The sequence below is a fragment of the Microbacterium phyllosphaerae genome (assembly GCF_017876435.1).
GTDB classification, from domain to species: Bacteria; Actinomycetota; Actinomycetes; order Actinomycetales; family Microbacteriaceae; genus Microbacterium; species Microbacterium phyllosphaerae.
In genome coordinates, this window is sequence record NZ_JAGIOA010000001.1 from 972,784 (window position 1) to 995,088 (window position 22,305).

Below are 22,305 nucleotides of genomic sequence, written 5' to 3' on the forward strand. Positions count from 1 at the left end.
AAGGACCCCTCATGTCAGAACCCCTGCTCAGCGTGCGCGACTTCTCCGTCGTGTACGACGTCGATCCGCCCGTCGAGGCGGTGAAGAACGTGACGCTCGAACTGCAGCGAGGCGAGATCCTCGGCCTCGCCGGAGAGAGCGGATGCGGCAAGACCACACTCGCCTACGGAGTGCAGCGCCTGCTTCGAGCACCCGCCGTGATCGCCGGCGGCAGCGTGACGTTCCACGATGCATCCGGTGTCGACGTCGACATCAACGCCCTCGACGTCGATGCGATGCAGAAGTTCCGCTGGGACAAGGTCTCGATGGTGTTCCAGGGGGCGATGAACGCGCTCAACCCGGTCGCCACGATCGGCTCGCAGCTCGAGGACGTCTTCGAGATCCACCGCCCGGACATGACTCGGCGGCAGCGTCGCGCCGAGGCCGAGGAGCTGCTCGAGATCGTCAAGGTGGGGCGTCAGCGCACCCGCTCCTTCCCGCACGAGCTGTCGGGCGGCATGCGCCAGCGCGTCATGATCGCGATGGCGCTGGCCCTGCGCCCGCAGCTGATGGTCATGGACGAGCCCACCACGGCGCTCGACGTGCTCGTGCAGCGCGAGATCCTCAAGCAGATCTCGCAACTGCGGCATGAGTTCGGCTTCTCAGTGATCTTCATCACCCATGACCTCCCCCTGCTGCTCGAGATCAGCGACCGCATCGCGATCATGCGCGAGGGCGAGATCGTCGAGCTCGCGTCGGCCGAGCAGATCTGGACGAATCCGCAGAACGACTACACGAAGACGCTGCTGTCGTCGTTCCCCCGTCTCACCGGCGCGCGAGGAGTGCTGACCCGATGACCACTCTCGAGTTCTCCCACGTCAGCAAGGTCTACAACGTCCGCGGAGCCGGCCAGCTCAAGGCGCTCGACGACGTCAGCTTCACCCTGAACTCAGGCCAGACCATCGGCCTCGTCGGACAGTCGGGCAGCGGCAAGTCGACCATCGCGAAGATCCTCACCCAACTCGAGACGCCGACGACCGGAGAGGTGCTGCTCGACGGCAAGCCCATCCCGCGCCGGGGCAGAGGCCTGCGCAGGTATCGCCAGCAGCTGCGGATGGTGTTCCAGGACCCGTTCGCCTCGCTCAACCCGTACCACTCGATCAGGTACCACCTCGAGCGTCCGATCCGTCTCGACGACGTCGTGCCGAAGAAGGAGACCGAGGCCGAGGTGCGCCGCCTGCTCGCGCGCGTGCGGCTCGACGCGGATGCCGTCATCGACCGCCGCCCGCACGAGCTCTCCGGCGGTCAGCGTCAGCGCGTGGCCATCGCCCGTGCTCTCGCCTCGCGCCCGTCTCTGCTCGTCGCCGACGAGCCGGTGTCGATGCTCGACGTGTCGATCCGCCTGGGCGTGCTGAACCTGCTCGCCGATCTGCAGCGCGAAGAGGGCCTCGGCGTGCTCTACATCACCCACGATCTCGCCACCGCTCGCCACTTCAGCGACAAGATCATGGTGCTCAACCAGGGGCGGGTCGTCGAGTACGGCGACGCCGACGACGTCATCCTCAACCCTCAGGACCCCTACACGCGCGAACTGCGGGCGGCTTCTCCCGACCCCGACAAGCACTTCGCGACGGCCGGCTCGCACGGAGGTGCACAGTGACCACCGCATCCCCCGATCTGGGTCAGATCGACCAGGAGAACCACGACGCGCTCGAGGTCGGTACCACGGCGACCGCCGCGCAGAAGGGCCGCGCGATCGTGCCGTGGCGCTTCTTCGCCGGGCGGGCGGGCTTCTACCTGTTCACCCTGTGGGCCGCCATCACGATCAACTTCTTCCTGCCGCGCTTCTTGAAGGGCGATGCGGTCAGTTCGTACCTCGCCCGCAACCGCAACATCAGCCCGGAGGCGGCCGATTCGCTGCGCATCCTGCTCGGCATCGACACCGACAAGTCGATGTGGCAGCAGTACATCGACTACTGGGCGATGCTGTTCCGCGGTGACCTCGGCATCTCGACCCTGCACGGCCTGCGCCCGGTCGCCGAGGTGCTGGCATCCGCCCTCCCGTGGACGCTCGGTCTCGTCGGCCTCGCGACGATCATCTCGTTCGCCCTCGGCACGGTCGGCGGCGCGATCGTCGGTTGGAAGCGCGGCAGCCGGCTCGACGCGCTGATCCCGATCACGACGTTCTTCAACACCATCCCGTACTTCTGGCTCGGGCTCATCGCGATCGCGATCTTCTCGTCGACGCTCAAGTGGTTCCCGTCGTCGCACGCCTACGACAAGGGCCAGTCGCCCGAGTGGAGCTTCGACTTCATCGGCCAGGTGATCGTCCACGGCACGCTACCGGCGCTGACGATCATCATCGCCTCGCTCGGCGGCTGGATGCTGGGTATGCGCAACATGATGCTCACGGTGCTCGACGAGGACTACATCACCGTCGCACAGGCCAAGGGCATGCCGAACAAGCGGGTGCTCTGGGCGTACGCCGCCCGCAATGCCGTGCTGCCGCAGATCCAGAGCTTCGCGCTCTCGATCGGCTTCATCGTCGGCGGCACGATCGTCATGGAGATGGTCTTCAGCTACCCGGGCGTCGGCAAGCTGCTGCTCGACGCCACCAACGCGAAGGACTTCGCCCTGATGCAGGGAGTGTTCCTGGTGATCACCCTGTCAGTGCTGGTCGCCAACATCCTGGCGGACATCGTCTACGCATACCTCGACCCGCGCACGCGCCAGACGGAGGCCTGACATGAGCGTTCCCACCTCGACCGACACCACGGCACCCGACGGCAGCACGATCCCCACCGGGATGCAGAGGACCGCGACGTTCCGCACCGCCGGCGACGCGACGCCTGCGCGCAAGACCTTCTGGTCGCAGCTCGCGCAGTCCTTCGCGATGTTCCGCAACCCCAAGTCGATCGCCGGCCTGATCATCCTCGGGGTGTTCGTGCTGATCGCGATCTTCGCGCCGCTGCTCGCGCCGTACGGAGCCACGCAGAAGGACCGCACGGCTCTGCGGCAGCCGCCGTCGTTCGATCACTGGCTCGGCACCACCCACATGGGTGAGGACGTGCTGAGCCAGCTGATCTTCGGCACCCGCGGCGTGGTCGTCGTCGGATTCCTCTCGGCGATCATCGCCACGGTCATCGCCATCACGATCGGCGTCATCGCCGGCTACGTGCGCGGGTGGAAGAGCGAGTCTCTGTCGGCTCTCACGAACGTATTCCTCGTGATCCCCGGTATCCCGTTGATCATCATCGTGGCCTCGCAGTTCGAGAACCCGCCGCTCATCGTGATCGCCGCGGTGCTGGGTCTCACCGGCTGGGCGTGGGGTGCGCGCGTGCTGCGGGCGCAGACCATGTCGTTGCGCAACCGCGACTTCATCCAGGCCGCCCGAGCCAACGGTGAACCGCTGCACCGCATCATCACGGTCGAGATGCTGCCGAACCTCATGGCGCTGATCGCGTCGAGCTTCGTCGGCACCGTCACCGCGGCGATCCTCGGTCTCACGACCCTCGCCTTCATCGGCGTGATCCCGGTGAGCAACCTCAACTGGGGCACGATCCTGTTCTGGGCGCAGCAGAACGGCGCGTTCCCTCGGCTCTGGTGGTGGTACGTGCCCGCAGGTCTCTGCATCGCGATCATCGGCGTCGCCCTGTCGCTCATCAACTTCGGCATCGACGAGTACGTCAACCCGAGGCTTCGATCGGCGGGGGAGCGCGCCCGCGCGATGAAGAAGAAGGGCCTCAACGTGAACGACCCGGTGACGGCGGTGCGCAGCGTGCCGACAACCGACTCGGGTACCGTGCAGAGCGCGGCGACAGCGACGACGACCCAGACGAAGACCGATACGAAGACACAGAACGCCGAGTGATGACCTCTCAGACCCTGACCGAATCCCTGCCCTACCTCGACCCCGAACTGCCGATCGCGGCACGCGTCGCCGACCTCCTCGATCGCATGACGGTCGAGGAGAAGGTCGGGCAGATGCTGCAGCTCGACGCCCGCGACGACCTCGACGACCACGTCCTGGGAAAGCACGTCGGCTCGATCCTGCACACCTCGCCCGAGCGCATCATCCGGGCGAACGAGCTGACCTCCCAGACTCGGCTGCGCATCCCGCTGCTCGTCGGCGAGGACTGCATCCACGGCCACTCGTTCTGGCCGGGCGCGACGATCTATCCGACCCAGCTCGGCATGGCCGCGACGTGGGACGCCGAGCTGGTCGAGAAGGTGGCGAGGGCCACCGCGGTCGAGGTCGCGGCGACCGGCATCCACTGGACCTTCTCACCGGTGCTGTGCATCGCGCGCGACCTGCGCTGGGGCCGCATCGACGAGACGTTCGGCGAAGACCCGTTCCTCATCGGTGAACTCGCCGCGGCCATGGTGCGCGGTTACCAGGGCGAGGGGCTCGATGACCCGACCGCGATCCTCGCGACGGCCAAGCACTTCGCCGGGTACTCCGAGACGCAGGGCGGGCGCGACGCGAGCGAGGCTGACATCTCGCGGCGCAAGCTACGCAGCTGGTTCCTTCCGCCGTTCGAGCGCGTGGCTCGCGAAGGGTGCCGCACGTTCATGCTCGGCTACCAGACCACCGACGGTGTGCCGATCACGGTCAACGACTGGCTGCTCAGCGACGTGCTTCGGGGCGAGTGGGGCTACACCGGCACGCTCATCACGGACTGGGACAACGTCGGCCGCATGGTGTGGGAACAGCACGTGCAGCCCGACTACGCGCACGCCTCGGCCGCGGCCGTGACGGCCGGTAACGACATGGTCATGAACACCCCGGGCTTCTTCGCAGGAGCGCTCGAGGCCGTATCGAACGGGCTGCTCGCCGAGGACGCCTTCGACGACGCTGTCGCGCGCATCCTGACCCTGAAGTTCGAGCTGGGCCTGTTCGAGAACCCCCGTCTGCCGCAGGACGAGCTGGATGCCGTGGTCGGCAGCGCCGCGCACGCGGAGCTCAACCTCGAGACCGCTCGCCGCTCGATCGTGCTGCTCGAGAACGACGGTGTGCTGCCGCTCGACGCCGCGGCTCCCCTGAAGGTCGCCGTGGTGGGCCCGCTCGCCGACGACGCCCAGACGCAGCTCGGTGACTGGGCGGGTGGCTCGGGTCAGGCCGGCTGGCTCGACGGACAGCCGCGCGAGATGATCACGACCGTGCTCGACGGCCTCGCGGGCGTCGACGGATGGTCGGTCACCCATGCCCGCGGCGCCGAGATCCTCACACTGGAAGACGACCCCCGCGGCGCGAAGTTCCCCGACGGACAGCCGCGGCCCTCGGTCGTCGTGCCGGCGCCGGTTGACGACGCGCTCATCGCCGAAGCGGTGGCGGCTGCTGCGGCATCCGATGTCGTCGTCGCCGTGGTCGGAGACCGCATCGAGCTCGTCGGCGAGGGGCGCTCGACCGCGACGCTCGAGCTGATCGGCGGGCAGAACGCTCTGCTCGATGCGCTGATCGCGACGGGCAAGCCTGTGGTCGTCGTGCTGCTGGCCTCGAAGCCGCTCGTGCTCCCGGCATCGGCCTCGCAGGCCGCCGCCGTCATCTGGGCGGCGAACCCGGGCATGCAGGGAGGCCGCGCACTCGCCGAGATCATCTCGGGGGCCGTCGAGCCCTCAGGGCGCCTGCCGATCTCGTTCGCCCGCCACGTCGGCCAGCAGCCGACCTACTACAACCAGATCCGCGGACAGCACGGCGACCGCTATGCCGACCTCACCCAGTCTCCGGCCTGGGCGTTCGGCGAGGGTCTGTCGTACTCGACGGTCTCGTACTCGGACCTGTCGCTGGTGACCGAGGTGCTCGGTCACGGCGACACGATCGTCGCCGAGGTGACTGTCACGAACACCGGCTCGCGCCCTGCGCGCGAGACCGTGCAGGTCTACGTGCGCGACTCCGTCACCAGCGTGAGTTGGGCAGACAAGGAGCTCAAGACCTACCACCAGGTCGACGTCGCACCGGGCGAGTCGGTGCGTGTGCGCCTCGAGCTGCCGGTCGCAGAGTGCTCGATCGTCGATGCCGCCGGCATCCGCCTCGTGGAGTCGGGTGCGTTCGAGCTGCTCGTCGGCCCGAGCTCGCGGGATGACGCGCTGCTGAGCGCCGCGTTCACCGTCGCCTGACCGCTCGCCCGCGAAGTACCGTGACGAGGGCGCTCAGGCGTCCTCGTCACGGAGGCGTTGAGGCCCTGCTCCCTGACTGCCGACGCCCGCTGCCGGATATGCCGCCATCCATGCGCCTCCTTTCTGCCGCTGCGCTTCTCGCATCGAGTGCCGGCGTAGTGCACCTCATCAGGCGGAAGCCGGGAAACCCAGAACGCCGAGGACCCGTGAGGGCCCCCGGCGTTCTGTGCTCTACGTCCGGTGACGACGCCCGGGTCGCACCTGTCGTTCAATGACCCCGGTTCTGTGCGGCAATTTCTCAACGCGTCATAAAGTCGAGTAGTCCTCTAACCGCACTGGAGCTTGTAATCGCCTGAGCTGAGCTGAGCTTCCGCAGCGATGACATCCTTCGCCCCGGAGGCTTTGAAGTACGAGACAACGCGGAACGTATGCTGACCCGTCCCATTGCATGCATAAAGGACACTTTTCTGCTCCATGTTCCAGGTGCCAAAACTCTCGAAAGCATTGGTCACGGGAACCCAAAGCCACCCATTATGCATGAACACGATTGACCTGATGTACGTCTTGGTGACCGCTCCCCAACAACTAGAAATAGCTGGCTTCGCGCCCGCTCCGCCGTAGGGCAGCCCCTTTGCGGAGGATCGTTTCCACATATTTCCCACCGCGAAATGGCAGTTTCCCACGACCGTCGCTTTCGCAGTCGCGCCTGGCGTCGAATCAGGAGTGCTGATCTTCGTGTCTGATCCGAGCGCATCCATCTCCGCGTCCGTCATTACCGAAGCATCAGCCGGAAGTGGCGTTCCATCTGGGTAAACGAGATACTCGTCCGGGACGTCCTCCGAACTTGTCGCTGTGAGCGACGGGAGATCGAGCTTATCGCTCCCCGAGGAGTCCGCGTAGGCCGGGTTGCCCGCCGCTATGATCCCGAGGATCAGCGATCCGGTGATAAGCAGACCGACTTTGCGGTCGTGAAGGTACCTCATCTTTGAATACCTTATTCTGATCAGTCGAAATTGTTTCAAGATAGTCGATCCGATTGAATCGCGTTGCACTCTTGGCGTCTACTGTGAGTAGAGAGTTGCATTTGTTCCTGCGGCCCGATAGGGCACTGTGACAGGGGTGAGCAGAACTGAGAGGCCGCTGTCAGCTGCGTACTTCTCTTGGAATTCGTACGCGTCATCCTCAACGTCGAACACGCCGATGAAACCAGGAGTATTTTCCAAGTACACGATCCACACCATCATAAATGGAATGTATCACTTCCGGCTCGGTCATCGGGATTGGGCGGTGCTGCGTGATCTGGGGTTCGATGCTTCTGATGATCGCCCTGGCCCACCACCGCCATAGCCCCGCCTGAGAATGCCGTCAAGAACTTCTTTGTCATTATTTATCTCCTTGAAGAACCGGAAGCCTCAGCATCTCGGATTCGTTCGCTCCGTGTCTGTAGGGCGTCTGGCCGACAGACAAAATCCTGGCGACCGATTAGGATCTCCGGCCGCTCCGTCCACTGACCGATCTCCTCGTAGCGAAGCCCGTCAACATGCGTTGATGTACGCCTCAGTCGTCGTCTTCGGGGCGCAGGCGCTGCGGGCCCGCGCCCTGACTGCCGAGGGCGTCGTCGGGGTTGAGCAACCCGCACGCCTTCATCGACAGGCACCCGCAGCCTATGCATCCGGTGAGTTCGCGTTCGAGACGTTCGATCCCCTCGCGGCGCTTCTCGAGCTCGCGCTTCCAGCGCCTCGACGCCCGCTGCCAGTCGGCATGGCTCGGCGTCTGGGTCAGGGGCACGTCGGAGAACGCGTGCTGCACGTCGGCGAGGGGGATGCCGAGGCGCTTCGCCACCGTGATGAGCGAAACCCGTCGCAGCATGTGGCGGGCGTAACGACGCTGATTGCCGGCGGTGCGCGTCGAGGCGATGAGTCCGAGGCTCTCGTAGAAGTGCAGGGCCGAGGGCGCGACGCCGGTGCGCCTGCTCATCTCACCGATCGTCAGTGGTTCGTCGGGTCCGTGCACGGCTCGTTCGGAATCTGCCTCTGCGGTCACGGAGATCTCCCCTCGATTTGACCTCAAGCGTACTTGAGGTCTTACCGTGGAACATGTGACTGCGACAGGAACTGACAGATGACCTACGTGATCGCTCTTCCGTGCGTCGATGTCAAGGACCGTGCGTGCATCGATGAGTGCCCGGTTGACTGCATCTATGAGGGTGAACGCTCGCTGTACATCCACCCGGACGAATGCGTCGACTGCGGCGCGTGCGAACCGGTGTGCCCCGTCGAGGCGATCTACTACGAAGACGACCTGCCCGACGAGTGGCGGGACTACTACAAGGCCAATGTCGAGTTCTTCGACGAGCTCGGCTCGCCCGGTGGCGCGGCGAAGCTCGGCATCATCGAACGCGACCACCCGATCATCACCGCACTTCCGCCCCAGGAGACACCCGAATGAGCAGTGAGCAGCATCCCGCAGCGCCGGTCCCCTCCGAGGTCGGTGAGGGGCTCAAGGCCGCCTTCCGCGCGCATCCGGCCGGAGTCGCGATCATCACCGCGATGACGCCCGCCGGCCCCGTCGGCCTCACGGCGTCGAGCGTCGCATCCGTCGCGGTCGACCCGGCAGCGATCGTGTTCTCGGTGACCAGGGCCACCGGCAGCGCGGGCTCGATCCTCAACGCCGAGTCGTTCGTCGTGCACCTGATCGACGACGAGCATTCGGCTCTGGCGCAGAGCTTCGCGGTGAGCGGGGCCGACCGCTTCACCCCCGAACAGGGGTGGAGCACCCTTCCGACAGGTGAGCCGTACCTCGCCGAGGCGCGCGCGGCGATGCGCGGCCACACGATGTCGACGGTCGCGGTCGGCTCATCGACGGTCGTGGTCGCCGAGATCGACGAGGTGCTGCTCGGGCGGCCGGGTCGACCGCTCGTCTACCTCGACCGCCGATTCCACACGCTGCCGCACGACGAGAATTGAACGCACCCAGAACTGAAGTCCGATGAAAGGAACACGCATGACCTCTCCGTACACCCTCCCCGAGCTGCCCTACGACTACTCGGCTCTCGCCCCCCACATCTCCGGCAAGATCATGGAGCTGCACCACTCGAAGCACCACCAGGCCTACGTGACCGGCGCCAACACGGCCCTCGAGCAGCTGGCCGCGGCCCGCGACTCCGGTGACTTCGCCGCGGTGAACAAGCTCGAGAAGGACCTCGCCTTCAACCTCGGCGGGCACATCAACCACTCGGTGTTCTGGGAGAACCTGTCGCCCGACGGCGGCGGAAACCCCGAAGGAGAGCTCGAGGCGGCGCTGACCGACGCGTTCGGCTCGATCGACGCCTTCCGCGCGCACTTCACGGCGACCGCGCTCGGTGTGCAGGGCTCCGGCTGGGCCGTGCTCGCCTGGGACAGCGTCGGTGCCCGCCCGGTGATCTTCCAGCTGTTCGACCAGCAGGGCAACGCGCCGCTCGGTGTCACGCCGCTGCTGCAGCTCGACGTCTGGGAGCACGCGTACTACCTCGACTACCTCAACGTGCGCGCCGACTACGTCAAGGCGTTCTGGGAGCTGGTCAACTGGTCCGACGTGCAGCGCCGCTTCCAGGCCGTGCAGGAGAAGACCGCAGGGCTCATCGTCGCCCGCTGATCCTCTCGCGCCCGGTCGGCTGTTCATGCGGCTGACGGAATCCCGCTGGGCCGGCGGATGCCACGGCATCGACCGGCCCAGCGGGGAATCCCCAGCCATTCGTGCCGTGTATGCCGGCGCCGGCGCCGGCCGCGTCAGGCGAGAAGCTCGCCCGCGAGTGCTTCGATGCGGCGGCGGATGTCGTCGCGGATCGGGCGCACGGCGTCGATGCCCTGCCCGGCAGGGTCGTCGAGCTCCCAGTCCTCGTACCGCTTGCCGGGGAAGAACGGGCAGGCGTCGCCGCATCCCATCGTGATCACGACATCGGATGCCTGCACGGCCTCGGTCGTCAGCACCTTGGGCGCCTCGGCGGTGATGTCGATGCCGAGCTCGCTCATCGCCTCGACCGCGATCGGGTTGATCTGATCGGCGGGCATGGAACCGGCCGATCGCACCTCGATGCGGTCGCCCGCGAACTCGCGCAGGAAGCCTGCGGCCATCTGCGAGCGCCCCGCGTTGTGCACGCACACGAACAGGACGGAGGGGATGCTGTCGGTCATGATCTCCAGGGTAAGCGAGCGAGCGGGGTCGAGCGCGGTGGGTGTCCTGCTGATCTGCAGGGCCGACGGTGCCGCGCAGCATCCTGCGCCGGAGGATGCCGTGTCGAAGTCGCCCGACCCGCCGCAGACCCCCGTCTCGGGCAGGACGAGTTCGTTGCGTGAGGCGGCTTCGTGATCGCCGGCGAGATGCGCGACGACGCTGCGCACCTGCTCGAATCCGGTCAACGCGAGGAACGTCGGCGCGCGTCCGTACGACTTCACTCCGACGATGAAGAATCCCTGCTCGGGCTGGGAGAGCTGTCGCGCACCCGTCGCGCCGACGGATCCGCACGAGTGGATGTTCGGGTCGATCTCGGACGCGATCCCGGCGACCGCCTCCAGCGTCGCGTCGAGGTCGATGCGCAGTTCACGCAGGATCTCGGTGTCGGGGCGGAATCCTGTCAGTGCGAACACGCGCGATACGCCGTCGATCTCGCGCCCGTCCTCCGCGATGACCACCAGGCTGTCAGGGTCGCGTCGGAACTCCGACACACGGAACCCCGTGACCACGTCGACACTCCCGGCATCGATCGCTCGCCGTGCCCGTGTGCCGAGTGCTGCGCGCTCCGGCAGTCCGTCTCCGGCTCCGCCGCCGAGCGCCGAGGCCGCACTGCCGCGGCGCAGCAACCAGGTCACCCGGGTGCCGGGAGAGCGTCGGGCCAGATCCGTGAGCCGAAGCACGGCGTGCGTCGCGGAGTGCCCGGCGCCGACGACCACGACGTGCGACCCGGCGAGGGACGAGACGTCGTCCGGCACCCGGTACGAGATGAGGTCGGATGCCGTGCTCTCGCCGACCGCGGGGTAGCCGTCGGCGCCGGCCGGGTTCGGTGTTCCCCAGGTGCCGCTGGCATCGATGACGGCACTCGCGAGGACCCGCCCTTCGGCTCCGTGGCGGTCGCGTGTGTGTACGACGAAGGGTCGGCCTCGCCGACCGCTGTCGACGACCTTGTCTCGGCCCTGCCTCGCCACCCCCGTCACCGTGGTGTCGAACCGCACCCGACCGCCGAGAGCCTCGGCGAGTGGGGCGAGGTAGCCCGACACCCAGGCGCTCCCGGTCGGATAGCCGGTGGATGGGGCGGCCCACCCGGTCGGTTCGAGGAGGCGCCGGGAGGCGGAGTCGATCAGCTCGGGCCACGCGGAGAAGAGTCGGATGTGTCCCCATTCCGAGACAGCCGTACCTGCAGCGGCGCCCCGTTCGACCACGACGACATCCATGTCGCGTTCGACCAGGTGAGCTGCTGCCGCGAGACCTTGGGGCCCCGCTCCGATGACGACGACAGGAAGGTCTGGCATCATTTCTCCTCGAATCGATGAACGTCAATATGAAGCATCTGATACGTATCGAAGATTGTCAATACGTGAGAGGATGTCGGCATGACGCTTCCGGTGACCCTCGCAGACACGGCCTGCTGCGCGCCGCGCACGGCATCCGCTCTGCCCCTCGCCGAGGCTGAGCGCATCGCCCGGCTGTTCAAAGCTCTCGGTGACCCGACGCGCATCCGCCTGCTCTCGCTGATCTCGTCGGCCGACGGCGGCGAGGCCTGCATCTGCGATCTCACCGACCCGGTCGGTCTCTCGCAGGGAACCGTGTCTCACCACATGAAGCTGCTGGCCGACGCCGGCCTCGTCACTCGCGAGCAGCGCGGCAAGTGGGCCTACTTCGCCCTGGCGGACGGCGCGCTCGACGCGGCAGGAGAGGCGTTGCGCGGCGTCTGAATTCCTCAGGTGGTGCCGGATACGCTGGTCCCATGGCCCTCCTCTCGATCGCCGGTTCGGCGCGCGCTCCGCATGAGCTGCGCTCGGCGACGCCGATGAAGGAATGGATGCGCGTCGTGATGCACCCGGGCACGAACGGCTGGACCAGTGTGTGGGGCACCCTCTCGCACGGCGAGATCGCGGGCTGCCCGCCGCCACGCGGCTAGACCACGCCTCACTCGGGGCGGTGGTCTCCTGCGCCATCCACCCCTTCTTCCGCGTGAGGTCTTGCCGTGTCCACTTCTCCTACCCGTCCCCGCCTCCGTCTGGCTCCGCACGAGCTGTGGCGGGGCATCCGCTCCAACGCCCGCAGTGATGTCCTCGGCGGATCGCTCCTGCTCGCCGCCACCGTCGCGGCCCTGATCCTCGCCAACACCCCCGCGGTGTCCTGGTACGAGTCCGTGCGCGACTTCATCTTCGGGATTCCCGAGCTGCACCTCGAACTCAGCGTCGGAGCCTGGGCGGCCGACGGCCTATTGGCGATCTTCTTCTTCGTCGTCGGCCTCGAGCTGAAAGAGGAGTTCGTCACCGGCCGCTTGCGCGATCCGCGTCAGGCGGCGCTGCCGATCGCTGCGGCTGTCGGCGGTGTCATCGTGCCCGCCGTCATCTTCGCGGTGATCAACATGGGCGACGGCGACGCACTGCGCGGATGGGCGATTCCGACGGCGACGGACATCGCCTTCGCCGTCGCCGTGATCGCCGTCGTCGGCAAGTTCCTGCCTCCCGCCCTCCGTGTCTTCCTGCTGACGCTGGCGATCATCGATGATCTGATCGCGATCACCATCATCGCGACGTTCTACACCGATTCGATCAGCTTTCCGTGGCTCGCTCTCGCGCTGTTGCCGCTCGCCGGGTTCGCGTTCCTCGTCCAGAAGGGCGTGCGCGCGTGGTGGATCCTGCTGCCACTCGCCGTTGCCGTGTGGGTGTGCATCCATGCCGCCGGCATCCACGCCACCGTCGCGGGTGTGCTGCTCGGCTTCGTCGTTCCCGTCGTGCCCACGGAGCGCGCGCGCGTGCCCGCCGGAGAGGATGCCGAGGGCCAGCCGCTGTACGACGGCCTCGCACCGCACTTCGCCGATCGGTGGGGTGTCGTCGCGACGCTGTTCGCGGTTCCGGTGTTCGCCTTCTTCGCCGCCGGCGTGACGATCGGCGGGCTGGAGGGGCTGGGATCCGCCCTGACCGACCCGATCGCGATCGGGATCATCGTCGGACTCGTCGCCGGCAAGCCGATCGGGATCCTGGCGACGACCTTCGTGCTGAGCCGAGTGCCCGCCCTTCGACTCGACGAGACTCTGCGGTGGCCCGACCTGACGGGCATGGCCTTCGTCGCCGGAATCGGGTTCACCGTCTCGCTGCTGGTCGGAGAACTCGCCTACGGGTCGAGTTCCGTCGCCGATGAGCACGTCAAGATCGGCGTGCTCCTGGGATCCCTCATCGCGGCGGTGATCGGCGGAGCGATGCTCGCGAGGCGCAGTTCCCGTTCTCGTCGCTCGTAACGCAGCCCGCGCGGACGCAGCATCTGATCGTCGAGGGTCAGGGAACCAGCCGCGCGGTCGTTCCTCGCACGTTCAGTTCGTAGGGGAGTGCCGCGGGGATGCCGGCGGCGTCACCCTCGGCGAGCTTGGCGAGCACGGCATCCGCTGCCCGCTCGCCCTGCCCGAGAGGGAACTGGTCGACGGTCGTGAGGCGGAAGAACTCACCGAGCTCATGGCCGTCGATGCCGACGATCGAAAGGTCTTCGGGCACAGCGAAGCCGAGGTCGCGCGCGGCGAGCAGGGCGCCGATGGCCATCTCGTCGGATGCGGCGAACACGGCGGTGGGCCGAGGGCCGGGGCGGCCGAGCAGCTGTTTCGCGGCGCGGTAGCCGCCCTCGACCGTGAAGTCGGCGGGTTCGAGGAAGGCGGGATTCAGCGGGATGCCGGCCTTCGCCAGCGCCTTCTCGAAACCCAGACGACGGTTCGTCGGGATGTGGAAGTCGATGTCGAACTCGGGGTTCGCCCCGATGTGCGCGATGTCGTGGTGGCCCAGGCTGATCAGGTGCTCCGTGGCGAGCTGGGCGACGGCGACGTCGTCGACCGTGAGGGTGTCGAGCTTCGGGTTCGGTCCGCCGATCGCGATCACCGGCAGGCCCAGGTCGAGCAGGTACTGCGTCTCGTCGTCGTCGAGCTCGATCGACACCGCGATCACGGCGTCCACCCGCTGGCGACGGAGGAAGGTGTCGAACACGTGCCGGCGCACGTCTTTGTCGGCGGTGATGTTGTAGAGCGTGATGTCGTAGCCCTCGCGCATCAGCGCGGCCGACACCCCCGACAGCACGGTGCTGAAGAACCAGCGGTCGAGGAAGGGCACCACCACGCCGATGTTGCGCGTGCGGCCGGATGCCAGGCTCGAGGCCCGAGACGACACCACGTAGCCGAGCGCCGTTGCGGCCTCCTGCACTCGCAGGCGCGCGGACTCCGACACATGGCCTCGTCCGCTCAGCGCGCGCGAGACCGTGGCCGTCGACACCCCGGCGAGCCGGGCGACCTCGTCGATGCTCGCCATGCGATTCCTCTCTGGGTCGCTCCGGTCGCAGTTCGTGCCGTCTGGCTGTGCCGTGGGCGGGGCGAACTGCGACCGGAACGGGGTGCGACGTTACGCCGTGGTGTACCAGACAGCGGTGTCGACGGGAACGGCGCCGCCGTCGAACGCTTGGCTCTGCAGGATCACGAACGCGTTGGCCGGCAGCGGCAGCGGCTCGGTGCCCAGGTTCGCGAGCACGTGCACGTCGCCTCGGCGGAATGCCACCGCATCCGCTCCCGCGTCTTCCCACACCAGCGATCCGCTGCCGAAGCCGTATTCGCGGCGTCCGGCGAGCAGGCGCTTGTAGAGCGCGAGCGTCGACGCGGGGTCGACCTCCTCGACGTCACGCGAGTACGACGCCCAGTCGGCCGGCTGCGGCAGCCACGAAGCGCCGGTCTCGTTGAAGCCGAACGCCGGAGCGTCGGCCTCCCAGGGCAGCGGCACGCGGCATCCGTCGCGCCCGTAGCGCTCGCCGTTGGTGCGGAACCAGGTCGGGTCCTGACGGAACGCGTCGGGGATCTCCATCGCCTCGGGCAGGCCCAGCTCCTCACCCTGGTACAGGTACGCGGATCCGGGGAGCGCGAGCATCACTGTCGTCGCCGCGCGGGCGCGGGCGAGGCCGATCGCAGTGTCGGGCTTGTGCGGGGTGTTCGGGCCGATGCCCTCACCCTGCGGGTTGTCGTCGGTCAGCGCGAGGCGGGAGGCGTGACGCACGACATCGTGGTTCGACAGCACCCAGGTGCTGGGAGCGCCGACGGCACCGAACGCGTCGAGCGACTCGCGGATGACGTCGCCCAGGGCCTTCGCATCCCACTCCGTCATCAGGTACGGGAAGTTGAAGGTCTGGTGCATCTCGTCGGGGCGCACCCAGAGGGCGGTCTGCTTCAGCGTCGGCATCCACGCCTCGCCGCACAGGGCGCGATCGCCGTCGTACTCGGCGAGCACCCGGTGCCAGTCGCGGTAGATCTCGTGCACGCCGTCCTGGCCCCAGTACGGCACGTTCGCCTCGCCGCCACCCATCGAGTCGGCGTCTGCCGGCGGGGTGTAGTCGGGCAGGCCGTCGGCCTTGATCATGCCGTGCGCCACGTCGACGCGGAAGCCGTCGACACCGCGGTCGAGCCAGAAGCGCAGGATCGAGCGGAACTCCTCGCGGACCTCTTCGTTGTTCCAGTCGAAGTCGGGCTGCGTGGGGTCGAAGATGTGCAGGTACCACTGGCCGGGGGTGCCGTCGGCCTCCGTGATGCGCTCCCACATGCCGCCGCCGAAGACAGACTCCCAGTTGTTCGGGGGCAGCTCTCCGTTCTTCCCCTTGCCGTCGCGGAAGATGTACCGCGCGCGCTCAGGGCTGCCGGGGGCTGCCTTCAGGGCCTCCTGGAACCAGGCGTGCTGCGCCGACGAGTGGTTCGGGACCAGGTCGACCACGACGCGGATGCCGCGCGTGTGCGCCTCGTTCAGCATCGTGTCGAAGTCGTCGAGCGTGCCGAAGAGCGGGTCGACGTCGCGGTAGTCGGCCACGTCGTAGCCGGCGTCGCGCTGCGGGCTCGTCATGAACGGGCTCAGCCAGATCGCATCGACGCCGAGCTCCTTGAGGGAGTCGAGTCGGCTGGTGATGCCGGGCAGGTCGCCGATGCCGTCGCCCGAGGCGTCGGCGAACGAACGGGGGTAGATCTGGTAGATGACCGCGCTGCGCCACCACTCGGAACCGGGGGCTGCGATCTGCTCAAGCTGTGCCATGGCAACAGATTAGTGCAAACGCTTACATGATTGCCAGGGCCGGAATCGAATCGATTCGGGGAAGCGATATTCCGCGGCGCTTCAGGCCGCCTTGCAGCCCGGGAGTATGCTTCGGGCATCCGAGCACTGGAGGCTGTCATGGTTCCCGAGATCAACTACTGGGCGGTCCTCATCGCCACGGCGTCGAGCATGATCGTCGGCACGGTCTGGTACTCGCCGAAGGTGTTCGGCACACGCTGGTCGAAGCTCGCGAACGTCGACATGGATCGCCCGGGTTCGAGCGCGACCATGGCGATCATCACGACCGTGATCGTGAGCTTCATCACGTCGTGGGTGCTCGCCGGGGCATCCGCCATCGCCTGGCACTTCTACGAGGGCTCGTTCTTCTGGGCGGCGGTGGTGACGGGCGTGCTGCTGTGGGCAGGGTTCACGGCGGCCCGTTTCATCACGCACGACGCGTTCGAGGGGCGCCCGACGGCACTGACCACGATGAACATCGCGCACGAGCTCGTCACGATCGTGGTCATGGCGGTGCTCATCGGGGTGTGGCCGCCGGCACTCGGCTAGATCCCCGGGTTCTTCGTCAGATCCTGCGCGAGCATCACGAGGATGCCGCTGGGTCCGCGCAGGTACGTGAGCTTGTAGACGCCCTGGTAGTTCGCGACGCCGCGGAGGGGACGGCAGCCGTGCCGGGCGGCGATGGCGAGCGACTCGTCGATGTCGTCGACCGAGAACGCGACCCGGTGCATCCCGATCTCGTTCGGCAGCGTCGGCTCGGTCTCGATCGCCTCGGGGTGGATGTACTCGAAGAGCTCGAGCTGACCGTGCCCGTCGGGGGTCTGCAGCACGGCGATCCTGGCGTGGTTGCCGTCGAGCCCGACGGCGGTGTCGGCCCACTCGCCGCTCACCTCGTCGCGCCCCATGACCGTGAGGCCGAGGTCGGTGAAGAAGGCGATGGTCGCCTCGAGGTCGCGCACGGCGATGCCGACGTTCTCCAGTGTGATGGGCATGGCCGGATGCTACCCGCGATGCCGGACATCGCAGAAGCGGCAAGATCTAGACCTTTGCCACTTCCGAAGAGACTTCCTGGTATGCCAGCATTTTGCTCGTGACCTCCTGGTCGCCTGCGGGGCCCGCACTCGGACCGCTGTTCAGACCGAGGGGGTCAGCATGTCGGGTTCCACGCGCCGTTCGGCTCCGTGGGTGATCGCTGCCGCACTCGTCGCAGCGGCGCTGGTCGCCGGCGCTGCATCCGCTGCATCCGGCGATGCGACGCCGGACGACCCGACCGCGGCAGGTGCCGCCCCCGATCCCACGCTGTCGGTCTCGCTGGCCTACGAGTTCCTCGACGCGCGTGTCGACGAGTTCTGCGACGGCGCGGGCCACTGCCTGCCTCGCAGCTACCAGGGCGGGTTCTTCACCGACCTGCCGACCTGGGACTTCACGCCCTCCTTCGTCTACGACGACGCTCTCGTCGTCATCGCGTACACGGCTCGGGGCCTTCCCGACGACATCCGCCGCGCGCAGGCGGTCGGCGACACCCTGCTGTTCGTGCAGGACGAGGACCCGATCGGCGACGGGCGCGTGCGCACCTCGTACGAACCGCACGGCATCCGGCAGGGGCGGGTCGAGATCACCGGCCCCGGCACCTTCACCGGCAACCAGGCCTGGGTGGGCATGGCACTCACGCGGCTCTTCCACGCGACGGGAGAGCAGAAGTACCTCGACGGCGCGGTGCGGATCGCGCAGTGGATCCAGAGGAACACCGCCGACATGAGCCGTGCCCCCTACGGCTACACGGGCGGGCAGCTCGAAGACGGCACCTCGCTCGTGTGGAAGTCGACCGAGCACAACAGCGACATCTCCGGATTCTTCACCCAGCTCGCGCAGCTCACCGGTGACCCCGTCTGGGCTGACCGTGCTGCGGTCGCCACCGACTTCGTCGCCGCGATGCAGAGCGCGGACGGCCACGTCGACACGGGGACGCTCCTGGACGGCTCCACCGTGAACACCCACCCGGTGCCCCTGGACTCGCAGACCTGGACCTCGCTCGCGACCGGCGACGCCCGATACGACGCGGCACTCGACTGGACCCTCGCGAACCTCATCGCCACCGACGGTCAGTACCAGGGGCCGTCGATCAGCGACACCGACGTGTCGAAGGTGTGGTTCGAGGGCAGTGGCCACCTGGCGCTGGCCCTCAAGCTGCGGAATGGTGCGGGCGACGCGGATCGCGCCGAGGCGTTGCTCGACAGCATCCGCCTCGGGCAGCGCGATGCGGCGAACGGTGACGGCAAGGGCATCGTCGCGACCTCGACCGACGGCCTCGACTCGGGTTTCGGTGACCTCTACTACGCGAGCCTGCACACCGGTGCGACGGCCTGGTACCTGCTCGCCGCCGCCGGCGACAACCCGTTCAGCCTTCCGGTCGACTGACCGGCGCTCCGCGCCCGCGGTATCTCGGGAGGAGAACTCGTCTTCGGGAGGAGAGATCTCGAGGATCCCCCCTCCCGAGGGTCGGAGTTCCTCCCGTGGGCGAGGGTTTCGCCCGAACAGGTGCGGAGAGCGATCAGCCGATGTTCGCGGTGATCCGGGCCAGATGCGCAGCCGCCTCCTCGGCCGACCGGGTGCGTCCGCTTACTCCCGGGCGCTCCTGCCAGGGCAGCGGGCCGTCTGCACGCCGGTACTCGACACCGGCCGCATCCAGGCGGGCCAGGTGCTCGGTCAACCGTGGAGCGAACTCGGCGTAGTCGCGGTCACCCGTGGTCCACAGCGCTTCGGCCACGGCTGACAGACGCGGGAACGCGCGGTAGTCGAGACCCCGCATCGAGTCGATGTGCTCGGTCCAGAGGTTCGCCTGGCCGCCGAGCACGTGTCGCGCCTCGGCGGCGTCGAGCTCCGCGGGCACGGGATCGAAGGAGTACGCCTTCTCGACCGTCGTCACGGTGCCGGTCGGGATCGGCTCCGAGTCGAGATCGGACTCGCGATAGTCGAGGTACACCGTGTCTTCCGGGCAGGCGACCACGTCGTGCCCCGAGCGGGCAGCGGTGAGAGCGCCGACATTGCCGCGCCAGGAGAGCACGGTCGCACCGTCGGCGAGCCCTCCCTCGAGGATCTCGTCCCAGCCGAGCAGCTTGCGCCCGCGCGACGCCAGGTGCTGGCCGATACGGCTGACGAACCAGCTCTGCAGCTCCTCCTCGTCGTGCAGGCCGAGCTCCCGCATCCGATCCTGGGTCCGCTCGTCCTCGACCCACTGGATCTTGGGGCACTCGTCTCCGCCGATGCAGATGTACTCCGAGGGGAACAGGTCGACGATCTCGTCGAGCACGTCCGACAGGAACCGGATGGTCGACTCCTCGACGTTGAAGATCACCGGATTGATGCCCCAGCGGGTCCATGGGGTGGTCGGTGCGCCGTCGGCGTCGCCGACACCCAGCTCGGGATACGCGGCCACGGCCGCCTGCGCATGGCCCGGGAGCTCGATCTCGGGCACCACGGTGATCCCGCGTGCGGTCGCGTACGCCACGATCTCGCGGATGTCGTCCTGCGTGTAGAAGCCGCCGTGCGGTCGCCCGTCGGTGTCGGATCCGTGCTCTGCTCCGAGCTGGGTCTCGGGGCGCCAGCCGCCCACCTCGGTGAGGCGGGGGTACCTGGTGATCTCGACCCGCCAGCCCTGGTCGTCGGTGAGGTGCAGATGCAGGGTGTTGAGGCGGTGCATCGCCAGCAGGTCGATGAACCGCAGGACGTCACGTGTCGGTGCGAAGTGGCGGACGACGTCGAGCATGGCTCCACGCCAGGGGAACTTCGGGGCGTCCTGCACGCGCGTGGCGGGGGTGGTCCAGCGCACGGTCGTGCCCGGGGACCGCCGATACACGGCAGCCGGGAACAGCTGCAGCAGGGCCTGGACGGCCCAGTGTCCGCCTCGCTCGGTCGACGCGGCGAGCCGGACCGACGCCGGTGTGGTCTCGAGATCGAAGGCCTCGTCGGCGAGCGACCGATCGACATCCAGACGGATGCTCACGGCGTCGCGCGCTGCGGTGTCGGACACGCTCAGCGGAAGCACGAACCCGGTCGCCGCCCGCAGTCGCTCCTGCAGTCTCAGGGCCGGCTGGGCGAGGTCGGGGTGGCTCGAGATCGCGGCATCCGCGGTGAGCTCGAACTCGCCGGGCGACGTGATCTGGGTCGTGGGTCGAGGAAGAAGGGTCGACATTCGGGCGAACTCCCTGATTGTTTCGGGTGGGCAGGAATTAGTTGGTTACATGCCCTAATAGTTAGTAAATAAAGTGACCTAATTCAACGGCCAAGATTGTCGCCGGAAGCGAAACAATGCCGTCATAACGCTGAAACCTAACAGATCTATAAATGCCAACATAATGATTGACAACGGATATGCAACAGATGTGTACTAACTTTCACGAACGAAACATCGACGTATCCGTTCGCGGTATCCCACCCACCAAGGAGAATTCAGTGGCAATCAAGAAGTTGGCGACGTTCGGTGCCATCGGCATCGTCTCCGCTCTCGCCCTCAGCGCATGTTCCGGTTCGGCCGGTGCCGGCAACGCCGGTGCCCCCAGCGACGGAAAGGTCCCCGAGGTCGACGGATCGGGCGAGACGCTCACGGTCTGGGTCATGGACGGCGACTACACGCCCGACACGCTCGACGAGATCAACAAGCGCTTCACCGAGGAGACCGGCGCGGAGGTGAACCTCCAGAAGCAGACCTGGGACGGCATCACCACGAAGGTCACGACGGCGCTCGCCACCGACACCCCGCCCGATGTGATCGACATGGGCAATACGCAGATCGCGAGCTACGCCGCGAACGGCGGACTGCTCGACCTCACGGCGTACAAGGATGACCTGGCCCAGGGCCAGACCTGGCTCGACGGACTCGTCGACCCCGCGACGATCGATGGCAGCCTCTACGGGGTACCCGGATTCGCCGGTGCTCGCGCCGTGATCTACAACAAGAAGATGTGGGCGGAAGCGGGCGTCACCGAGGTCCCGACCACGTATGACGAGCTGACGGCGGCCCTCGACAAGGTCGCGGCAGCCAACGCGCAGACGCCCGACTTCTCACCGTTCTACCTGCCTGGTCAGTACTTCTACGCGGGAATGCAGTTCGTCTGGGACGCCGGTGGGGACATCGCATCCGAGAAGGGCGGCGAGTGGACCTCGGGCTTCGGCTCGGACGAGGCCCTCGAGGGCCTCGAGGCGTTCAAGGAGTTCCAGAACATGTACTCCACCGCGGCATCCGCGACTCTCGACACCTTCGAGCCGAATCAGGGTCAGATCTTCGCTGACGGCAAGACCTCGGCGATCCTCAACACGAACACCGGTGCGATCCTGAAGATCAACCCGGATCTCGAGCCGGACCTCGGGTCCTTCCCGTTCCCCGGCCTCTCGGGCGAGGCTCAGCCGGTCATGCTCGGAGGCTCCGACTGGGCGATCCCGGTGAAGTCGCAGAACTCTGATCTCGCCCTGAACTGGGTCAAGATCGCCGCCAGCCCCGAGGTTCAGAAGGACTTCGTGTTCGGCGTCGACGGGTGGATCCCGAACAGCACGGAGGGCATCGAGTTCGCGCAGGAGACGCTGGATGACGTCAAGGTGAGCTTCTTCACCGCCGCACTCCGGTCGAAGGCCACGCCGGCCAACGCCAACTGGACCACGATCGAGAGCAACAAGGACATCAACAACCTGTTCTCCTCGATCGCCTCGGGCTCGAAGTCCGTCGACGAGGCGGCGACCGCCTTCGACGACGCGGCCGACAAGACGCTCAACACCAAGTAGCACCTCGGATGCCGCGCGCCCGCGCATCGCGGACGTGCGGCATCCTCCCACCCAGTACTTCCTCGGCCCCGTGAACCGGCGGTGCCCCGACCACCGAAAGGCGAACCCGTGGTCACCACACCCGTCGTGTCACCGCCGTCAGTGAAGACGCGAA

The 22,305-nt window shown here is 67.3% G+C and carries 21 protein-coding genes and 1 pseudogene; 14 read left to right on the forward strand and 8 right to left on the reverse strand.

The annotated features are described in order from the left end of the window. The first annotated feature begins 11 nt into the window (after positions 1 to 11). Genes JOF42_RS04640 through JOF42_RS04660 form a run of 5 tightly spaced genes read left to right on the forward strand, consistent with a single transcriptional unit; the run spans position 12 to position 6,096 of the window. Positions 12 to 836, forward strand: coding sequence for an ABC transporter ATP-binding protein (locus JOF42_RS04640; RefSeq protein ID WP_056310222.1), 825 nt, complete (start codon positions 12 to 14; stop codon positions 834 to 836). Then, a complete protein-coding gene (locus tag JOF42_RS04645; RefSeq protein WP_210096792.1) occupies positions 833 to 1,639 on the forward strand; it encodes an ABC transporter ATP-binding protein in 807 nt (268 codons plus the stop codon). The genes JOF42_RS04640 and JOF42_RS04645 overlap by 4 nt, the downstream gene beginning before the upstream one ends. Beyond that, positions 1,636 to 2,724 (forward strand): ABC transporter permease, encoded by a 1,089-nt coding sequence (locus JOF42_RS04650; protein ID WP_307803544.1) that lies wholly within the window; start codon positions 1,636 to 1,638, stop codon positions 2,722 to 2,724. Before JOF42_RS04645 ends, JOF42_RS04650 begins: the two co-directional genes overlap by 4 nt. A 1-nt stretch (position 2,725) precedes the next feature. Continuing rightward, positions 2,726 to 3,850, forward strand: coding sequence for an ABC transporter permease (locus JOF42_RS04655; RefSeq protein ID WP_210096793.1), 1,125 nt, complete (start codon positions 2,726 to 2,728; stop codon positions 3,848 to 3,850). Beyond that, on the forward strand, positions 3,850 to 6,096 hold the full coding sequence (locus tag JOF42_RS04660; RefSeq protein WP_210096794.1) for an exo-beta-d-1,3/1,6-glucosidase: 2,247 nt from the start codon (positions 3,850 to 3,852) through the stop codon (positions 6,094 to 6,096). Before JOF42_RS04655 ends, JOF42_RS04660 begins: the two co-directional genes overlap by 1 nt. A 326-nt stretch (positions 6,097 to 6,422) precedes the next feature. Here JOF42_RS04660 and JOF42_RS04665 read toward each other — a convergent pair whose 3' ends face one another. After that, a complete protein-coding gene (locus JOF42_RS04665; protein WP_210096795.1) occupies positions 6,423 to 7,079 on the reverse strand; it encodes a hypothetical protein in 657 nt (218 codons plus the stop codon). Between the two features lie 574 nt (positions 7,080 to 7,653). Continuing rightward, positions 7,654 to 8,139: a redox-sensitive transcriptional activator SoxR gene (gene soxR, locus JOF42_RS04670; protein ID WP_307803545.1), complete on the reverse strand. Its 486-nt coding sequence runs from the start codon at positions 8,137 to 8,139 to the stop codon at positions 7,654 to 7,656. A 78-nt stretch (positions 8,140 to 8,217) separates the two neighbouring features. On the opposite strand from soxR, the gene fdxA reads away from it, so the two are divergent. The 3 genes from fdxA to JOF42_RS04685 are packed head-to-tail and all read left to right on the forward strand — an operon-like array spanning position 8,218 to position 9,729. After that, positions 8,218 to 8,544 (forward strand): ferredoxin, encoded by a 327-nt coding sequence (gene fdxA, locus JOF42_RS04675; protein WP_210096796.1) that lies wholly within the window; start codon positions 8,218 to 8,220, stop codon positions 8,542 to 8,544. Next, positions 8,541 to 9,062: a flavin reductase family protein gene (locus tag JOF42_RS04680; RefSeq protein WP_210096797.1), complete on the forward strand. Its 522-nt coding sequence runs from the start codon at positions 8,541 to 8,543 to the stop codon at positions 9,060 to 9,062. Before fdxA ends, JOF42_RS04680 begins: the two co-directional genes overlap by 4 nt. Positions 9,063 to 9,099: 37 nt before the next feature. Continuing rightward, entirely contained in the window at positions 9,100 to 9,729 is a 630-nt protein-coding gene (locus JOF42_RS04685) for a superoxide dismutase (RefSeq protein ID WP_210096798.1), read from the forward strand. Between the two features lie 134 nt (positions 9,730 to 9,863). On the opposite strand, the gene JOF42_RS04690 is transcribed toward JOF42_RS04685, so the two are convergent. Both JOF42_RS04690 and JOF42_RS04695 read right to left on the reverse strand, forming a co-directional pair. Continuing rightward, positions 9,864 to 10,268, reverse strand: coding sequence for an arsenate reductase ArsC (locus tag JOF42_RS04690; protein ID WP_210099080.1), 405 nt, complete (start codon positions 10,266 to 10,268; stop codon positions 9,864 to 9,866). A 33-nt stretch (positions 10,269 to 10,301) separates the two neighbouring features. Next, positions 10,302 to 11,600 (reverse strand): annotated as a pseudogene (locus JOF42_RS04695) (FAD-dependent oxidoreductase); the annotation flags it as partial. An 81-nt stretch (positions 11,601 to 11,681) separates the two neighbouring features. Here JOF42_RS04695 and JOF42_RS04700 point away from each other — a divergent pair. The 3 genes from JOF42_RS04700 to nhaA all read left to right on the forward strand — a co-directional run bounded on the left by JOF42_RS04700 (position 11,682) and on the right by nhaA (position 13,558). After that, entirely contained in the window at positions 11,682 to 12,023 is a 342-nt protein-coding gene (locus tag JOF42_RS04700) for an ArsR/SmtB family transcription factor (RefSeq protein WP_210096799.1), read from the forward strand. A 32-nt stretch (positions 12,024 to 12,055) separates the two neighbouring features. Next, the gene (locus tag JOF42_RS04705) at positions 12,056 to 12,229 is read left to right on the forward strand and encodes a hypothetical protein (RefSeq protein WP_188042437.1); all 174 of its coding nucleotides are present in this window, start codon (positions 12,056 to 12,058) and stop codon (positions 12,227 to 12,229) included. Between the two features lie 66 nt (positions 12,230 to 12,295). Then, complete coding sequence (gene nhaA / locus JOF42_RS04710; RefSeq protein ID WP_307803546.1) at positions 12,296 to 13,558, forward strand: Na+/H+ antiporter NhaA; 1,263 nt, start codon at positions 12,296 to 12,298, stop codon at positions 13,556 to 13,558. A gap of 37 nt (positions 13,559 to 13,595) precedes the next feature. Here nhaA and JOF42_RS04715 read toward each other — a convergent pair whose 3' ends face one another. Then, positions 13,596 to 14,606: a LacI family DNA-binding transcriptional regulator gene (locus tag JOF42_RS04715; RefSeq protein WP_210096800.1), complete on the reverse strand. Its 1,011-nt coding sequence runs from the start codon at positions 14,604 to 14,606 to the stop codon at positions 13,596 to 13,598. Positions 14,607 to 14,696: 90 nt separating this feature from the next. Beyond that, positions 14,697 to 16,358, reverse strand: coding sequence for a glycoside hydrolase family 13 protein (locus JOF42_RS04720; RefSeq protein WP_210096801.1), 1,662 nt, complete (start codon positions 16,356 to 16,358; stop codon positions 14,697 to 14,699). A gap of 138 nt (positions 16,359 to 16,496) precedes the next feature. Between JOF42_RS04720 and JOF42_RS04725 the strand changes: the two genes are divergently transcribed. Further along, positions 16,497 to 16,925, forward strand: a complete 429-nt coding sequence (locus JOF42_RS04725; protein WP_210096802.1) for a DUF1761 domain-containing protein — start codon at positions 16,497 to 16,499, stop codon at positions 16,923 to 16,925. Here JOF42_RS04725 and JOF42_RS04730 read toward each other — a convergent pair. Next, entirely contained in the window at positions 16,922 to 17,368 is a 447-nt protein-coding gene (locus tag JOF42_RS04730; RefSeq protein ID WP_210096803.1) for a VOC family protein, read from the reverse strand. The two genes, JOF42_RS04725 and JOF42_RS04730, sit on opposite strands and share 4 nt — an antisense overlap. 160 nt (positions 17,369 to 17,528) lie before the next feature. On the opposite strand from JOF42_RS04730, the gene JOF42_RS04735 reads away from it, so the two are divergent. Next, a complete protein-coding gene (locus tag JOF42_RS04735; RefSeq protein ID WP_210096804.1) occupies positions 17,529 to 18,794 on the forward strand; it encodes a YyaL domain-containing protein in 1,266 nt (421 codons plus the stop codon). 133 nt (positions 18,795 to 18,927) lie between these two features. Here the strand turns inward: JOF42_RS04735 and JOF42_RS04740 are convergent, their stop codons facing one another. Beyond that, complete coding sequence (locus JOF42_RS04740) at positions 18,928 to 20,568, reverse strand: beta-N-acetylhexosaminidase (RefSeq protein WP_210096805.1); 1,641 nt, start codon at positions 20,566 to 20,568, stop codon at positions 18,928 to 18,930. Between the two features lie 260 nt (positions 20,569 to 20,828). On the opposite strand from JOF42_RS04740, the gene JOF42_RS04745 reads away from it, so the two are divergent. Continuing rightward, entirely contained in the window at positions 20,829 to 22,151 is a 1,323-nt protein-coding gene (locus JOF42_RS04745) for an extracellular solute-binding protein (RefSeq protein ID WP_210096806.1), read from the forward strand. Positions 22,152 to 22,305: the final 154 nt, after the last annotated feature.

Coding starts and splice junctions, on each gene's coding strand:
- JOF42_RS04685 (WP_210096798.1), top strand. CDS start 9,100: ATGACCTCTCCGTACACCCTCCCCGAGCTGCCCTACGACTACTCGGCT.
- JOF42_RS04690 (WP_210099080.1), bottom strand. CDS start 10,268: ATGACCGACAGCATCCCCTCCGTCCTGTTCGTGTGCGTGCACAACGCG.
- JOF42_RS04705 (WP_188042437.1), top strand. CDS start 12,056: ATGGCCCTCCTCTCGATCGCCGGTTCGGCGCGCGCTCCGCATGAGCTG.
- JOF42_RS04735 (WP_210096804.1), top strand. CDS start 17,529: ATGTCGGGTTCCACGCGCCGTTCGGCTCCGTGGGTGATCGCTGCCGCA.
- JOF42_RS04725 (WP_210096802.1), top strand. CDS start 16,497: ATGGTTCCCGAGATCAACTACTGGGCGGTCCTCATCGCCACGGCGTCG.
- JOF42_RS04720 (WP_210096801.1), bottom strand. CDS start 16,358: ATGGCACAGCTTGAGCAGATCGCAGCCCCCGGTTCCGAGTGGTGGCGC.
- JOF42_RS04655 (WP_210096793.1), top strand. CDS start 2,726: ATGAGCGTTCCCACCTCGACCGACACCACGGCACCCGACGGCAGCACG.
- JOF42_RS04740 (WP_210096805.1), bottom strand. CDS start 20,568: ATGTCGACCCTTCTTCCTCGACCCACGACCCAGATCACGTCGCCCGGC.
- fdxA (WP_210096796.1), top strand. CDS start 8,218: ATGACCTACGTGATCGCTCTTCCGTGCGTCGATGTCAAGGACCGTGCG.
- JOF42_RS04715 (WP_210096800.1), bottom strand. CDS start 14,606: ATGGCGAGCATCGACGAGGTCGCCCGGCTCGCCGGGGTGTCGACGGCC.
- JOF42_RS04680 (WP_210096797.1), top strand. CDS start 8,541: ATGAGCAGTGAGCAGCATCCCGCAGCGCCGGTCCCCTCCGAGGTCGGT.
- JOF42_RS04730 (WP_210096803.1), bottom strand. CDS start 17,368: ATGCCCATCACACTGGAGAACGTCGGCATCGCCGTGCGCGACCTCGAG.
- JOF42_RS04645 (WP_210096792.1), top strand. CDS start 833: ATGACCACTCTCGAGTTCTCCCACGTCAGCAAGGTCTACAACGTCCGC.
- JOF42_RS04640 (WP_056310222.1), top strand. CDS start 12: ATGTCAGAACCCCTGCTCAGCGTGCGCGACTTCTCCGTCGTGTACGAC.
- JOF42_RS04665 (WP_210096795.1), bottom strand. CDS start 7,079: ATGAGGTACCTTCACGACCGCAAAGTCGGTCTGCTTATCACCGGATCG.
- JOF42_RS04660 (WP_210096794.1), top strand. CDS start 3,850: ATGACCTCTCAGACCCTGACCGAATCCCTGCCCTACCTCGACCCCGAA.
- JOF42_RS04700 (WP_210096799.1), top strand. CDS start 11,682: ATGACGCTTCCGGTGACCCTCGCAGACACGGCCTGCTGCGCGCCGCGC.